At 63.9% G+C, this 15,362-nt stretch carries 13 protein-coding genes; 3 read left to right on the top strand and 10 right to left on the bottom strand.

What is annotated here, in order from left to right:
* Positions 1 to 178: 178 nt before the first annotated feature.
* Entirely contained in the window at positions 179 to 1,171 is a 993-nt protein-coding gene (ku, locus tag HZF03_RS01965) for a non-homologous end joining protein Ku (RefSeq protein ID WP_119017595.1), read from the bottom strand.
* Between the two features lie 106 nt (positions 1,172 to 1,277).
* On the opposite strand from ku, the gene HZF03_RS01960 reads away from it, so the two are divergent.
* Both HZF03_RS01960 and radC read left to right on the top strand, forming a co-directional pair.
* On the top strand, positions 1,278 to 1,520 hold the full coding sequence (locus HZF03_RS01960) for a hypothetical protein (protein ID WP_012494115.1): 243 nt from the start codon (positions 1,278 to 1,280) through the stop codon (positions 1,518 to 1,520).
* 94 nt (positions 1,521 to 1,614) lie between these two features.
* Positions 1,615 to 2,334: a RadC family protein gene (radC, locus tag HZF03_RS01955; RefSeq protein WP_012494114.1), complete on the top strand. Its 720-nt coding sequence runs from the start codon at positions 1,615 to 1,617 to the stop codon at positions 2,332 to 2,334.
* Between the two features lie 15 nt (positions 2,335 to 2,349).
* Here radC and HZF03_RS01950 read toward each other — a convergent pair whose 3' ends face one another.
* The 7 genes from HZF03_RS01950 to HZF03_RS01920 all read right to left on the bottom strand — a co-directional run bounded on the left by HZF03_RS01950 (position 2,350) and on the right by HZF03_RS01920 (position 11,875).
* Entirely contained in the window at positions 2,350 to 2,862 is a 513-nt protein-coding gene (locus tag HZF03_RS01950) for an Lcl C-terminal domain-containing protein (RefSeq protein WP_234906865.1), read from the bottom strand.
* A 56-nt stretch (positions 2,863 to 2,918) separates the two neighbouring features.
* The gene (locus HZF03_RS01945) at positions 2,919 to 3,719 is read right to left on the bottom strand and encodes a crotonase/enoyl-CoA hydratase family protein (protein WP_011155951.1); all 801 of its coding nucleotides are present in this window, start codon (positions 3,717 to 3,719) and stop codon (positions 2,919 to 2,921) included.
* A 345-nt stretch (positions 3,720 to 4,064) separates the two neighbouring features.
* Complete coding sequence (locus HZF03_RS01940; RefSeq protein WP_119017597.1) at positions 4,065 to 4,841, bottom strand: hypothetical protein; 777 nt, start codon at positions 4,839 to 4,841, stop codon at positions 4,065 to 4,067.
* A gap of 686 nt (positions 4,842 to 5,527) precedes the next feature.
* A complete protein-coding gene (gene glgA / locus HZF03_RS01935; protein WP_011155950.1) occupies positions 5,528 to 6,979 on the bottom strand; it encodes a glycogen synthase GlgA in 1,452 nt (483 codons plus the stop codon).
* Complete coding sequence (gene glgC, locus HZF03_RS01930) at positions 6,976 to 8,238, bottom strand: glucose-1-phosphate adenylyltransferase (RefSeq protein WP_011155949.1); 1,263 nt, start codon at positions 8,236 to 8,238, stop codon at positions 6,976 to 6,978. Before glgC ends, glgA begins: the two co-directional genes overlap by 4 nt.
* A 271-nt stretch (positions 8,239 to 8,509) precedes the next feature.
* Entirely contained in the window at positions 8,510 to 10,822 is a 2,313-nt protein-coding gene (locus HZF03_RS01925) for an FdhF/YdeP family oxidoreductase (protein ID WP_119017598.1), read from the bottom strand.
* Between the two features lie 114 nt (positions 10,823 to 10,936).
* On the bottom strand, positions 10,937 to 11,875 hold the full coding sequence (locus tag HZF03_RS01920; RefSeq protein WP_119017599.1) for a 1-phosphofructokinase: 939 nt from the start codon (positions 11,873 to 11,875) through the stop codon (positions 10,937 to 10,939).
* A gap of 223 nt (positions 11,876 to 12,098) precedes the next feature.
* Here HZF03_RS01920 and HZF03_RS01915 point away from each other — a divergent pair, with 223 nt between their 5' ends.
* Entirely contained in the window at positions 12,099 to 13,379 is a 1,281-nt protein-coding gene (locus HZF03_RS01915; protein ID WP_119017600.1) for an alpha-glucosidase/alpha-galactosidase, read from the top strand.
* A gap of 197 nt (positions 13,380 to 13,576) precedes the next feature.
* Here the strand turns inward: HZF03_RS01915 and HZF03_RS01910 are convergent, their stop codons facing one another.
* A complete protein-coding gene (locus tag HZF03_RS01910; RefSeq protein ID WP_119017601.1) occupies positions 13,577 to 14,401 on the bottom strand; it encodes a universal stress protein in 825 nt (274 codons plus the stop codon).
* 151 nt (positions 14,402 to 14,552) lie between these two features.
* A complete protein-coding gene (locus HZF03_RS01905) occupies positions 14,553 to 15,275 on the bottom strand; it encodes a protein-L-isoaspartate(D-aspartate) O-methyltransferase (RefSeq protein WP_011155944.1) in 723 nt (240 codons plus the stop codon).
* Between the last annotated feature and the right edge of the window lie 87 nt (positions 15,276 to 15,362).

Genomic DNA, 15,362 nt, shown 5'->3' with positions numbered 1-15,362 from the left:
CAGCGGCGAACCCGGAATCCATAACCCCTAGACTCTCGATTGAAGCACGGTCCGCGGTTGACTCACGCGGTGCTTCTCCGCGCTGCTGCGGCATATGGATTCCGGGTCCGCGAGCTATGCTCGCGCCCCGGAATGACTCGTTGAGAGGCTTTGCTCGCACAGCCTCGGCGAGGCGCCACTAACCAGCCTTCCTCGTCTTCACCGTCGCCGGGCTCCGCGCCGGCTTCTTCGTCTTCGCGGTCTCGTCCTTGGCCTTACTGGCGCCCGCACCTGAGATCGGCAGCAGCATTTCCTTCTGGCCAGGCGCGGTCTTGCGCTTCTTGGCTTTGGCAGGTTTGGCGGCGGCGGGCTTGTCCGCGCCTGAGTTTTTCGATGCAGTTGCCGGCACCGACTTTCCGCCCTCGCCGAGGCTCCTCCGCAGCGCGTCCATCAGATCGACAACGTTGTCCCCGCGCGGACGGGCCTGCGGCTTGACCGGCTGTCCGGCCATCTTTGTGTTGATCAGTTCGGTGAGCGCGGTCTCGTAGTGATCCTCGAACAGGTCCGGCCGAAAATGGCCGGACTTCTGTTCGACGATGTGCTTGGCGAGGTCGAGCATGTCCTTGGTGATCTTCACGTCCTGGATATCGTCGAAATAATCGGCGGCATCGCGCACCTCATACGGATAGCGCAACAGCATTCCGACCAGGCCGTTGTCGCGCGCCTCCAGCGCGATGACGTGCTCGCGGTTGGTCAGCACCACCCGCGCCAGCGCCACCTTGTCCATCGACCGGATGGTCTCGCGGATCACCGCATAGGCGTCGTGGCCGACCTTGCCGTCCGGCACCAGATAGTAGGGGCGCACCAGATACAGATCGTCGATCTCCGCGCGCGGCACGAACTGATCGATCTCGATCGTGCGGGTCGATTCAAGCGCAAGATTGTCGAGTTCATCTTTGGTGATCTCGATGTAGCTGTCGGTATCGACCTTATAGCCCTTCATGATCTCGTCGGTCGGCACCTCGTCGCCGGTCTCGGCGTCGACCTTGAGGTACTTGATCCGGTGGCCGGTGGCGCGGTTGATCTGATTGAAGCTGATCTTGTCGGAATCCGACGTGGCCGGGTAGAGCGCTACCGGGCAGGTCACCAGGGACAACCGTAGAAAGCCCTTCCAGTTGGCGCGGGGGGCCATGACGCATACTCCACTGCTACTCGAACCGGACTCAAAGTCGAAGGACTCGGATTCGTTCCCGGGACCGACTATCTTGGGTGCGAAGGAGCGCAGCGGAGGCGCCGCCATGGTCGATCGTCCCCGGGACTTGCCGCGCGATCTTGCGACGCGGATGGCGCAGCGCAGCAGGCCTGCCGACGGCTTTCTGCGCGAGACCTTCGTGCTGCCCAGGCCCGCCGCCCGCGCCAAGGCGAAGGAGTTTCTCGAGGCGTGGCCGAAGGCGGCCTACATGAGCAGCGTCGAGAGCTGGCGCGAACTGCCCGGCGACACCATCGAATTCACGATGCGGCGGCTACCGAGCGCCGACTGATTCTGTTAAGCGCCCGAAAGAAGGGCCGGATTCGGGTTGCAAATGCCGCCCGGCACGGCATGGTTGTGGCAGCATCAAATGCGCGGCCGTGGACATGCCGACAGACAACGCCGAGCGACTGCAGCAGCCAGGATTTGCCGAAGCGCCGCATTATCATGGCCATCGCGAGCGGCTGCGGGAGCGGTTTCGCGAGGCCGGTTCCGACGCGCTATCCGACTACGAACTGCTCGAACTGGTGCTGTTCCGGGCGCTGCCGCGCCGGGACGTCAAACCGATCGCGAAGGAGCTGATCGCCCGGTTCGGTTCGTTCGCCGAGGCGGTGCATGCGCCGGCCGAACGGCTGCGCGAAGTCAGCGGGGTCGGCGAAGCCGCCATCATCGAGATCGGACTGATCGCGGCTGCGGCTGCGCGGGTGACCAAGGGGCAGGTGAAGCAGCGAACCGTGCTGTCGTCCTGGTCGGCAGTGATCGACTATTGCCGCACCACCATGGCGTTCGCCGACAAGGAGCAGTTCCGAATCCTGTTCCTCGACAAGCGCAACCAGCTCATCGCCGACGAACTGCAGCAGGTCGGCACCGTCGACCACACGCCGGTGTATCCGCGCGAGATCGTCAAACGCGGACTGGAATTGTCGGCGACCGCGGTGATCATGGTGCACAATCACCCCTCGGGCGATCCGACGCCGTCGCAGGCCGATATTCAGATGACGAAATCGATCGTGGCGATCGCCGAGCCTCTCGGCATCGCAGTGCACGACCACATCATCGTCGGCAAGAACGGCCACGCCAGTCTCAAGGGCCTGAGGCTGATTTGAGGCTGGCCGCAGCGCTTAGTTCGCGTTCGGCTTGGTTTCGGGTTTGGCCGCGCGCACCAGCCGCACGGCGAGGCGGATACCCCGGCTGTTGCTGTCCGGATGGCCGTCGACAAAGTCAAAATTCCAGTACAGGTCGAGCATTCCGTACGGCGTGACGGACCAGTATTTGGCCAGGCCTTCCTCGGTCGGCACGATGTCGGGAAACACCGTGGTATCGACCACCGGGCTGCCGCAGTCGGTATCGACGATGCTCTCCAACTCCGCGCCCGACGGCACGCGCCAGCCATTGCCAGCGGCGCTCGCCGCGGCGATCGCCTGATCGAGGCCCAAATAACCAGCCTCGCCCTTGCAGCCGGCGTTGTCGCTCCAGCTCTTGCCCACCGAGCAGCGCTGCCAGATCAGCCCGGTACGCTGGTCGATCGCCTCCGCAGCCGCCAGACGAAAGCGCGTCTGATGGCCGCTGCGGTCGCGGTCGTAGCAATCGGCGCGGGCCGCGGAGGCGGCGAACGACAGCGCAATGCAAAGCAACGCGGCAATCGCACCGCGATGCGATCTGCCGGTCCCGGCCTGGTCGCTACGCCTGATCATGGAGCCGGCTTGCCGAACGCCCCATGCCGCCCTTCGCCCTGGGCGAAGCGGGTCGCTCCGGACAGAGTCTCGCCGGACTGGATGACCTTCAGCCCGCCGCGCATCTCGTTCATGATCGCGTCTTCTTCGGGCAGATCCCATTGCTGGAAGGCGGACAGCCGGTCGGCGCGCAGGCAGGTTTGCGGAAATTGCGAGATCTGCTTGGCGAGTTCGATCGCCCTCGGCAGCGCTTCACCGCGCGGCACCAAGCGGTTGGCGAGGCCGATGCGGTGCGCCTCGTCGGCCGCCACCGGCCGGCCGGTGAGGATCAGATCCATCGCCTGCGAATGGCCGATCAGCCGCGGCAACCGGATGGTGCCGAGATCGATCAGCGGCACGCCGAAACGGCGGCAGAACACCCCGAACGTCGCGTCTTCGGCGACCACGCGCATATCGGCCCACAGCGCCAGTTCGAGCCCGCCGGCGACCGCAAAGCCCTCGACCGCCGCGATCACCGGCTTGGACAGCCGCAGACGGCTCGGCCCCATCGGCGCCAGCGTATTGTGGCCGGCGATTTCGCGCTTCTTTTCGGCATCGCCCGCCGCCACCGCTTTCAAATCGGCCCCGGCGCAGAACGTGCCGCCCGCGCCGGTGAACACCGCAACGGAAGCGGACTCGTCGGCATCGAACGCCAGGAAGGCGTCGTACAGTTTTTTGGCGGTCGCGCCATCAACGGCGTTGCGGCGCTCGGGGCGATTAATCGTGACGATGGTCACCGGACCGTCGCGCTCGATCAGCACGGTATCCTGGCCGGGCATGGGTTTCTCCCTTGTTGTCGTTCGCGTCCCTTGGCGGGATCGTCGTGACAGTATCGCTGTCACGAGCCGCGACGGCGATCAAGACCATCGCTGCGGCAAGGCGAGATGCTGGGGATGATCGGTATTATGGCACGAACGCCACAAGCGCCGATCAAGTCCAAAACTTACCTACAAGGAGTGCAACAGCCTCAATAATGCGGGCGACAGAGTCCGCCGCCTTGAACCAGAAGTCCGGGTTATGAGTGGGCTTTTGGGATTGCTTCCGACGTTTGGCCATGCCGCCTCTCCTGGTGGATGGCGGCAGTTTGCGGTGGGATTAGCCCCGTCAACCGATGGGCGGCGGCGCTATTTGGGAGTGTTCACCTTCTTGAGTGCGGCTTCGTAGCGCTCTTTGTCTTCCTTGCACTCGTCGTCTGCGCAGTTCCAGTAAAGGCAGCGCTGAATTCCTGCCTTCAGAATGTTGCCTTCAAGGTATGGGGTGACCGCAAAGCAGTACTTTGTGATGTGTTCCTCCGATCCCTTGAAGAGATCGCGATAGCGAGCCACACCACGAATGAAATATTTACCTCTGGAGGCGGCGAGTTCTTCCGCGGTCTTTACCAATATTCCGCTTTGAGTTCCTTCCGGAAGGTACTGCCCCTTAGGTCCGATCAAGGCGGTGCCTTTAGATACAATTTGACTTGGATCGCGCGGCGCATCTTCCGGGTCAGTTGGGAGGCTGAGACTGGAAATGGACGAGTAGTTCATTTTGTAAGTTGGGGTGTTCCCATTGTTCTCGAATCGAACGCCGAACATCCAGTAGCCCGGCATCACATTCTCATCGACTATCACATCCTTGGCGGTAACGAATGGCCGCTGGACCGCGGTATAGGACTCCCCGATTTTCTCATCGGTGGAATGCAGCACCACTGCATTGTAAATTGTAGCGGCGAAAAGAAGGATGGTAGAGACGGAGAGGACGAGGGTATAAAGCTGCAAGTATCCAGTGTACTTGATCATTCTATCTGGGTGGCGGAGAAAACTCTCCCGCGCCCATTTAGCTTCTTTGTCGGCCCGCTGTTTTCTGTTGTACCGGTCCTCATCTGCGGCCTTTTTGGCTTCGTAATCTTCTTTAAGCCCCATCAAGATTCCTGCCTTGGTATCCGGCTTTATGTCGAAGGTATCGCGTTATTTTTTTATGCTCAAAATACTCTACGTAGTTTTTTCGCCTCTTCTAAATCACCTCCAAAGCTACTCCCTGAAGCTCCATCACCGCAAGATAGACGAAGAAGAACGATGCGGTTAGCGACGCGCGATGGCTTATTAGCAATACTCACCTTGGGTTCGGAGAAGCGGTACGCTTTGAGCCGTTCTGGTAACTCCTCATCGGTGAGATTCGCCCGCGCTTGGCGAGGCCGGCAACGCCTCCGCGCCATAGCCCTTCACGACCACGATAGCCTAGGCGATTTCCAGCCTGACAGTGGCGCCCTTAAGCGCCCCAACGCGTCCAGGATGAGCCGGTTAAGCTCCCCGCCTCCGAACAGCTTGACGCGGCGCATCGCTTGGGAGCGACGCTGTCGACCCTATAGTCGGGATGAATAATGCGCAGCGAGGCGTCGAGGTGGCCTAGCTACTCCTCCCGATCTCGGATTGTTGTTTCGGCCTGGCGAGCCCCGTCCAAGGTGGCGCGGAGATCCTTCAAGAGGTGAACAGCGTACTGATTGCCGTTCGGGCTCATGCCGGTGGATATGGATGATTACCGGCTCAAATGCTTGTGGCGTTTGCGCCACAATACCGGGGATGATGGGCACACCTCGCCGGCGACCGGCTCAGCGCTCCGCCACCAGATCGCGATACAGCTTCGCGTAGTGCTGCGCCGGGTTCTTCCAGGACACATCAGTGGTCATGCCGTTGATCTGCAGATTGCGCCAGGCGACGACGTCTGCAAACAGCGCGCGGGTTTTGCCGAACGCCTTGATCAGCGCGTCAGTCGTCACCGGTGCGAACTGGACGCCGGTCGCGACGCCTGTGGCAGTCGCCATCTCGTTGGCGTCGACCACCGTATCGGCCAGACCGCCCACCCGCGCCACCACTGGCACCGCGCCATAGCGCAGGGCGCAGAGCTGCGTCAGGCCGCAGGGTTCGAATCGCGACGGCACAAGCAGCGCGTCGGCGCCGGCCTGGATCTGATGCGCGAGCGCTTCGTCGTAGCCGATCACTGCGCCGACCTGGCCGGGATACTTGCGAGCCGCGGCCGCGTAGCCCTGTTCGAGTTCGGCATCGCCGGAGCCGAGCAGGGCGAGCTGGGCACCACCACCGATCAATTGCGGCAGGGCTTCGAGCAAGAGATCGAGCCCCTTCTGCCACGACAGCCGGCTGATCACGCCGTACAGCAATGCGCCCGGCTCGGGCTTCAGACCGAACCGCGCTTGCAGCACCTTCTTGTTGCGGGCGCGGGCTGCGATGCTTTCGACATCGTAGGTGGCGGAGATCAACGCATCGCTGGCCGGATTCCAGACGTCGGTATCGATGCCGTTGAGGATGCCGGACAGCCGATCGGCGCGCAGCCGCAGCAGGCCGTCGAGGCCCATGCCGGCTTCCGAACCCTGGATCTCGGCCGCGTAGGTCGGCGACACGGTGGTGATGCGGTCGGCGAGTTGCAGGCCGGCCTTGAGATAACCGATACCGCCGTAATACTCGATGCCGTCGAGACCGAAGGCGCGCTCCGGCAGGCCCAGCCTGCCGAGCAGCTCGTAGGGAAACCTCCCCTGGAACGCCAGATTGTGGATGGTGAAGACAGTCTTCGGCCCAGGCCGGCCGCTATATTTCAGATAGGCTGGCAACAGCCCGGTCTGCCAGTCATGGGCGTGCAGCACATCCGGCTTGTAGTGCGGCAGCAGGCCCTGGCCGAGCGCGGCGCCGACCTGCGCCAGCGCCGCAAAACGCAGGCCGTTGTCGGGCCAGTCCTTGCCATCCGGGCCGACATAGGGATTGCCGGGCCGGACATAGAGATGCGGAGCGTCGAGCACAAATAGATCGAGATCGCCGCAGCGCGCCGCCAGCAGCCGCGCGGTGCCGCCGAACAGCTCGTTGAAGCTGTGGACCTGCTGCGGATCCTCGATACCGCCGAGCACCGCCGGATAGCCCGGCAGCAGCGAGGTGACGGCGACGTCGTTGGCACGCAGGGCGGCCGGCAATGCGCCGGCCACATCGGCGAGGCCCCCGGTCTTGATCAGCGGAAACAGTTCCGACGCAACAGATAGAACCGCCAGTGTCGTCATGCGTCGAGCTTCTCGATCATCGCGCGGGTAATCAGACAGATGCCGTTTTCGGTACGCCTGAAGCGCTTCGCGTCAAACTCTGGATCTTCACCGACCACCAGACCGGCCGGCAGCTTGACCTCGGCATCGATCACCACATTCTTCAGCCGGCACGAGCGGCCGATGTCGGCGTAAGGCAGCACCACAGTGTTCTCGACATGGGAGAACGAGTGAACGCGAACGCCGGTGAACAGCAGCGAGTGTCGCAGCGACGCGCCTGAGATGATGCAGCCGCCGGACACCAGCGACGACACCGCTTCGCCGCGGCGGCCTTCCTTGTCGTGGACGAATTTCGCCGGCGGGGTGATCTCGCCATAGGTCCAGATCGGCCACTCGCGATCATACAGGTCGAGCTCCGGCACGATGTCAGTGAGATCGATATTGGCCGCCCAATACGCGTCAACCGTGCCGACGTCACGCCAATAGCTGACGGCCTCCGAACTCGACCGGCGGCACGACTTGTCGAAGTGATGCGCCACCGCTTTGCCGTGCTTGACGATGTAGGGGATGATGTCCTTGCCGAAATCGTGCGACGAATTCGGATCGGCTGCGTCACGGCGCAGCTCGTCGAGCAGAAACTTGGTCTCGAACACGTAGATGCCCATGCTGACCAGCGACTTGTCGGCCTTGCCGGGCATCGCCGGCGGATCGGCCGGCTTTTCCAGGAACGAGATGATGCGGTCGGTCGTATCGGTGTGCATCACGCCGAACGCGGTCGCTTCGGCGCGCGGCACTTCGAGGCAGCCGACCGTGACGTCGGCGCCTTGCTCGACGTGCTGCTGCAGCATCTTCTCGTAGTCCATCTTGTAGACGTGGTCGCCCGCCAGCAGCACGATGAACTTCGGATCGTAGCTCTCGATGATGTCGATGTTCTGAAAGACGGCGTCGGCCGTCCCCCGGTACCACATCTCTTCCGAGACGCGCTGACTGGCCGGCAGAATGTCGAAGCTCTCGTTGCGCTCCGGGCGGAAGAAGTTCCAGCCGCGCTGCAGATGCCGAATCAGGCTGTGGGCCTTGTACTGCGTCGCCACCGCGATGCGGCGGATACCCGAATTCAGCGCGTTCGACAGCGCGAAATCGATGATGCGGGATTTGCCGCCGAAATACACCGCAGGTTTGGCACGCCAGTCGGTGAGCTCCATCAGCCGGCTGCCGCGTCCCCCCGCCAGCACGTAAGCCATCGCATGACGGGCGAACGGAGCGGTGACACCTTGACTCATGCGGCCTCTCATTCCAGCGGCCGGAAACCGGCCATTCCCACTGTGCGCGACGGTGTCTTGCGCGTTCCGACGGCGATGTCGCAGCGCCGCATAGTGGCCGACGCGTGCAAGCCTTGCAATGCCACCCCGCCGTGCGCTGGCGCAACTCGATCATTCGGCTGGAGCAAGCCGCAACCCGGCCGCATGACGCGCGTGCGACACGACGCATCCTGCCGCGGCTTAATCGAACGGCGTGAACAGGCGATGACGTGGATCAAGCTGGAATGCCGCCTCAGGTCCGAATCCGCACCGGCACCGATTTGGCCGCCGGCGTTTTCGACGGGTCGTCATGGTGCCACACCGGCATCAACGAGTTCATCTCCGGATAATAGGCGCCGAGGCAGCCATCGGGCAGCCTGAACGGTGTCACCCGGAGCGGCCCGGCTTCGCGATGCACGCCGTCACCGGCGTCGCCTTCGAGCCAGACCTCCTGGCCTTCGCTCAGCCCGGCGCGTGCCATCTCGTCCGGATTGATCAGCAACACGTCGCGGCGTCCCTCGATGCCGCGCAGCCGGTCACTCATGCCGTAGATTGTGGTGTTGAACTGATCGTTGGAGCGCAGCGTCATCAACCGGTAGCGGCCGGGCGCATCGTCGAAGCCGATCGAATTCAGACGGTCCGGCGTGGTGAACTCCGCCTTGCCGCTTTCGGTCTTCCAGATCCGCTCGCGCGCCGCGTTGCCCTTGTAGAACCCGCCGGGCGTAAACATCCGGTCGTTGAAGTCGTGAAACATCTCCGGATAGCTCTCGGCGATCAGGTCACGCACCAGGCCGTAGTCGCCGACCCAGTCGTCCCATTTCAGCTTCGGGTTGTCCGGCAGCGTCGCCTTGGCGATGCCGGCGACGATCGCCAGCTCCGACTTGAGCTGCTCGCTGGCCGGCTTGCGCAGACCGATCGAGCCCTGAATGCAACTGAATGTATCTTCCATCGTCACCGCTTGAGGGCCGGTCGCTTGGATATCCTGCTCGGTGCGGCCGAGGCAGGGCAGCAGATAGGCGGCCTTGCCGTTGATCAGATGGCTGCGATTCAGCTTGGTGGCGATCTGCACCGTGAGCTGCATCCGCGTCCAGGCGGCTTCCATCGCATCACGCTCCGGGATCGCCCGAACGAAATTGCCGCCGAGGCTGATGAAGGCTCGGACCTTGCCTTCAAGGAGACCGTGGCACGCCTCCACCGTGTTCATGCCCTTGTCGCGCGGCGGGTCGAACCCGAACTGCTCGGCCATCTTGTCCAGCGGCACGAGCTCGGGCTTCTCCGAGATGCCGACGGTCCGCTGGCCCTGCACGTTGGAGTGGCCGCGCACCGGCGAAATGCCGGTGCCGTCGCGGCCAATATTTCCCCTCAGCAGCAGCAGATTGACGAACATCGCGACGTTGAGAAAACCGTGGGCGTGCTGGGTCAGGCCCATGCCATAGACACCGATCACACGCTCGGCTTTCACATAAACATCGCCGGCGGACTCGATCGCCTCCCGGCTGAGACCCGACTCGCGCTCGATCTCGTCCCAGGAGATGGCGCGAACCTTGGCTTCGAATTCGTCGAGACCATGGGTGTGCACTTCGATGAAATCGACGTCGAGCACGCGGCGCCCCTCGCGCCTCGCCTCGTCGTCGCGGGCGAACACATGCTTGCACAAGCCGATCAGCACGGCGACATCGCCGCCGGCTTTGACCTGATGATATTGGCTGCTGATCCGGGTTTTGCGCCCGGTCAGCATCTCGGCCGGGTTCTGCGGATTGACGAAGCTTTCGAGCCCCTTCTCGCGCACCGGATTGAACGTGATGATCTCGACGCCGCGCTTGGCGGCTTCCTGCAGCGGGTGCAGAAAGCGCGGGCTATTCGATCCGGTGTTCTGGCCGAAGAAGAACATCGCGTCGCACTTCGCCAGATCGTCGAACACGACTGTACCGACGCCGACGCCGAGCAGCTTCTTCAGCGCCACCGAGGTGGTCTCGTGGCACATGTTGGAGCTGTCGGGCAGGTTGTTGTTGCCGTACAGCCGCGCAAACAGCGCATAAAGATACGACGTCTCCAGGCTGGCGCGGCCGGAGGCGTAGAAGATCACCGATTTCGGGTCGAGCGAACGCAGATGCTCGCCGATCGCCTGAAACGCTTCGTCCCACGAACACGGCACGTAGTGATCGGTCGTTGCGTCATAGCGCATCGGCTCGGTCAGCCGGCCCTGCATTTCAAGGTCGTAGTCGGCCCAGCCGCGCAGCTCGGTGACGCTGTGCTCGGCGAAGAACTCCGGCGTGCAGCGCGCGCTGGTCAGCTCCCACAGCGTCGCCTTGGCGCCGTTCTCGCAGAATTCGAACGTGTGGTGGTCGGCGGGTTTGGCCCAGGAGCACGAGACGCACATGAAGCCTTTTGGCTTGTTTTGGCGCATCAGGGTTTCGATCGCGGCCGGCGAACTCCACTCCCTGCCGAAGATCTGACTGATCCCCTGCAGCGACCCCCAACCGCCCGCCGGGCCATCATAGGTGACCGTGCCGTCGGCGGTGTCAGGGATGTCGGTGTCTTGAAGTCGGGCTTCGTCTTGGGACATGCGCACTCCCTGGCAACGCGCCGCCAGCCATTGCGCACGTCAACCAGGGGTTCCGCGAACGGTTCCTGCGCGGCGCGGCAAAACCGCGCGAGCAACCAGAACCGAGGCGCCCGCTCAGATCGGCTCGATGATCACCTGCCCGTACAGCCGTTCGACCTCGGCCGGCCCGCACAGCTGCGTGCCGTGCACGGTGAGAGTCGCCGAGCCGGCCGCAAGACCGAGCCGGAACGCGTCCGCGACCGAACCGCCCTGCGCCAGGCGATGCGCGATGGCAGCCAGGAAGCTGTCACCGGCACCGACCGTCGACACCGGGGTCACCGGCAACGCCGGCGACCGCAGCGCCTGGTCCTTGGTGACCAGCAGCGCGCCGAGATGGCCGAGGGACAGCGCCACGATCTCGACCTGACCGGCCGTGATATGCGCGCGCGCAGCGTCGACCCATTCCTTCTCGCAGCCGAGCGGGCGGCCGGCGAGCTCCTGCATCTCGCGCAGGTTCGGCTTGATCAGCGTGACGCCCTGCGCCAGCGCCGCGGTCAGCGGCTTGCCGGAGGTATCGAGGAAGAACTTCGCGCCGATCTGTTTCGCCACCGCGGCGGCCTGCGCGTAGAAATCGACCGGCACGCCCGGCGGCAGGCTACCGCTGCCGATCACGATCTTCGGCGCCGGCGAGGTCGCCGCCAGAGTCTCCAGCATGCCGCGCCATTCGTGCTCGGCCAGCGGCAGGCCGGGCAGCACGAAGCGGAATTGTTCGCCGGTAGCATTTTCGCTGACCGAGAAGTCCTCGCGGGTCTCCGCGACCGCTTCGACGATGCGGTTTGGGACGTTCTCCTCGTCGAGCAGCAGCTTGAGCAGCTTGCCGGTGAAGCCGCCGGCCGGAAAGATCGCCTCGACGTTTCCCCCGAGCCGCTGGACCACACGCGCCACGTTGATACCACCACCGCCGGGGTCGCGCTTCTGCGCCGCACAGCGCAGCTTGCGGCTCGGCACCAAACGCTCGACCGACGTCGACAGGTCGATCGCAGGATTGGGCGTAAGGGTGACGATGTCGACCATCGCGAGGCGCACTCCGGTTTGATGCTTTTGATGAAATTTCGACAGGCGGGCGGGCAGTCAGTGTGGCGTGGCCATCTGCCGGTGCCGTTGATCGGCGTCAAGACCGCGTCCGCACGGGTGCGGTTCACTTCATATCCGTTCGCAGCGGATAGCAGGCGAAAGCCCGTGCGCGGATCGCCCCGTCTCACGCGGCTAAACGGCCTGCAGGCGGAGGCGACCTGAGATGACCAACACCACCAAGATCGTGTTCCTCGGCGCCTCCAGTGCGTCGTTCGGTCTCAGCATGTTTCGTGACCTGTTCGCGTCGCCGGTGTTGGCCGGCTCGACGCTGACGCTGGTCGGACGCAATCCGGAAGCGCTCGGCAGAATGACCGAGCTGGCGAAGCTGATGAACGCAAGGTCCGGTGCCGGACTGATCATCGAACAGACCACCGACCGCCGCGCCGCACTGGACGGCGCAGGCTTCGTCATCAACGCCACCGCGATCGATCGCAACCGGCTGTGGAAGCAGGACTTCGAGGTACCGAAGAAGCACGGCATCCGTCACGCCCTCGGCGAGAACGGCGGCCCGGGCGGATTGTTCTTCACGCTGCGCACGCTCCCTTTGGTGTTCGACTTCATCCGCGACATCGAGGAGCTGTGCCCGACCGCGCTGTTCCTCAACTACTCCAATCCCGAAAGCCGGATCATTCTGGCGCTCGGCCGCTACACCAAGGTGCGCCACATCGGGCTATGTCACGGCATCTTCATGGGCCGCGACGCGGTCGCCTACATCATGCAGATGCCGCGCGAAGAGATTGAAGTGTGGGGCGCCGGGCTCAATCACTTCCAGTGTCTGACCGAGATCCGTCACCGCGACACCGGCGAGGATCTGTATCCGCGGTTTCGCGCCGCCGAACAGAGCTTTGATCCCGATGCGTGGCGGTTCACGCGACGGCTGTATCGCGCGTTCGGCTATTGGCTGACCTGCAGCGATGATCATCTCGGCGAGTATCTGCCGTATGGCTGGGAAGCCGGCGAGAAGGGCTACGATTTCGACCAGGACGAACGCTGGCGCGGCGAATTTCTCACCCAGCTGAATGGCGTGCTCGGCGGCACCATGCCGATTCCGCAGTGGTGGACCGAACCGTCGGGCGAGCGCGGCGCCGCGGTGATCGCCGCGATGCTGCACAACCAGAAGCGCTTCATCGAATCCGGCATCGTCATCAATCGCGGCGTGATCCCCAACCTGCCGGCGGAGCTCGCGGTCGAAGTCCCGGTGACGGTGGATGCTGCCGGCGTGCATCCGGTGTCGCTCGGCCCGTTGCCCGACCCGATCGCCAAGCTGATGCTGATGCAGGCCAGCGTGCAGCAGCTCGCGGTCGAGGCCGCCGTCCACGCCTCGAAGGAACTGGCCCTGCAGGCGCTGCTGATCGATCCGGTGGTCAACTCGGCCATCGCGGCCGAAAAGATCCTGGACGAATTGTGGGAGATCAACCGGCCGTATATTCGGAAGTGTGTGTAACGTTACTTCGCTGCCCGTCATTGTGAGCGAAGCGAAGAAATCCAGCGGTCATTCCGGGGCATTTGCGTTAGCAAGCGAACCCGGAATCCCGACGTGGTGGAAACGGCCTGATCCGCAACAATCTCGGGATTCCGGGTTCGCGCTGCGCGCGCCCCGGAATGACGATCGGGATTTGGCGGGAGTGCCGAACGACCGCTTCAATGCGACATCAGCACCGGCACGGTCATCGACGTCAGCATCTCGCGGGTGACGCCGCCGAGCACGAATTCGCGCAGGCGGGAGTGGCCGTAGCCGCCCATCACCAAGAGGTCGGCCGAGGTATCGGCGACATGCGACAAGATCGTGCCGGAGACGCCGATATCGGGCGCCGTGATGGTCTTGATGTCGACCTTGACGTCATAGCGCGCCAAGTGATTGGCCATCTCGATGCCGCGCAGCTCATTGGGATCGCGCACCTTGTGATCGCGTACGATCACCAGTTCGACCTGTCCGGCGCGGCGCAGGAACGGCTTGGCGTCGTTGATGGCGCGGGTCGCGGCGCGGCTGCCGTCCCAGCAGCAGATCACGCGATCGAGCTTGACCGGAGTCTTCTGGATGTAAGGAACGATCAACAGCGGCCGCCCCGAATCGAACAGCACCTGCTCGATCAGAATGTCGTTGTCGCCGTTCTCGGCATCCGACTGCATGATCACCGACAGATCGAACCGGCGCGCCATCTTCGGGAAACGTCCCGAGGTGCCATAGGCGGTCTCGAGCAGATGATGCTCGGCCGAGACGCCCTCGCGTTTGCAGGCGGTTTCGAATTGGGCGACCGCTGCGCGCGCCGCTTCTTCGCTCGCCGCCAGCATCTTGCTCAGCACGTCTGACGGAAAGTCCGGCATCGTGAAGCTCGGCAGCGAATCATAGGCGAAGCAGCAGCCGGCCACATGGGCGCCGAACAGCTCGGCGACGCCGAGCGCAATGTCGGTGATCTGCTGGCGATCCTTGCTACGTTCGAGATTGACGATGAGATCCTTGATCATGTCGCGCTCCCCGGCTGCGTCTTGTTGGATTTGATTCGAAGTGGTCGAGAGGGGGGCCGTGACGGGCGCCGACGGCCAATCCTCGAACTTTAGCACCGCCTTTGTTCCAGACCGATGAAGATCGGGCAATGCTGATCTTCCGCAAGGTCGATCATCCCTTTTCGCGTGCCGTCCTGCCGGCCGGCTCCGGCTGCTGCCAGCCTTCGGCGCCGAGCAGCGGCACGAAACGCACGTCGCCGAGATGCTCGCGCTTGAAATCGGCCTCGCCGAGCCGCGTCAGCCGCACCAGTTCCTGGGCTTGCTGATCGGCTCCGACCGGCATCACCAGCCGTCCGCCGATCTTGAGCTGGGCCTTCAGCGACTCCGGCACCTGCGGCCCGCCGGCGGCGACCACGATCGCGTCGTAAGGCGCCGCTGCGGGCCAACCGCGGGTGCCATCGCTCCGATGCACGTCGACATCGCCGTAACCGAGCTCGGCGAGCTTCGCCGCCGCAGCGTCCGCCAGCGTAGCGATGCGCTCCACCGTGGTGACATGACCGGCGATCTCGCCGAGCACCGCGGCGGCATAACCGGAGCCGGCGCCGATTTCGAGCACGTTGTCGCTGCCCTGCAGTAACAGCGCCTCGACCATCAGCGCCACGATGTAGGGCTGCGACATCGTCTGCTCGGCGGCGATCGGCACCGGCGCGTCTTCGTACGCCAGATCACGCATCGGTTCCGGCAGGAAGGCTTCGCGCGGCACCTTGCGCATCGCGGCAAGCACGCGCGGATCATGCACGCCGCGCGCTGCGATCTGGCGCTCGACCATCAGTTCGCGCAGCACCGCGAACGAACGACCGCTGAGCGGCGGCAAGTCCGAAGCTGGAGACGTCATCGCCATCTCCCCGTGCTTGTTATTTTGTTGGCCGGGCCTGACCGGCCGAGCTCGCTTCAGTCTAGGAGCCGCAACGGGCCGGCCGAT

The organism is Rhodopseudomonas palustris (genome assembly GCF_013415845.1).
Classification (GTDB): Bacteria; Pseudomonadota; Alphaproteobacteria; order Rhizobiales; family Xanthobacteraceae; genus Rhodopseudomonas; species Rhodopseudomonas palustris_F.
Note: the sequence above shows the minus strand (reverse complement) of the source record. Positions and strands in the feature narration are given on the sequence as shown.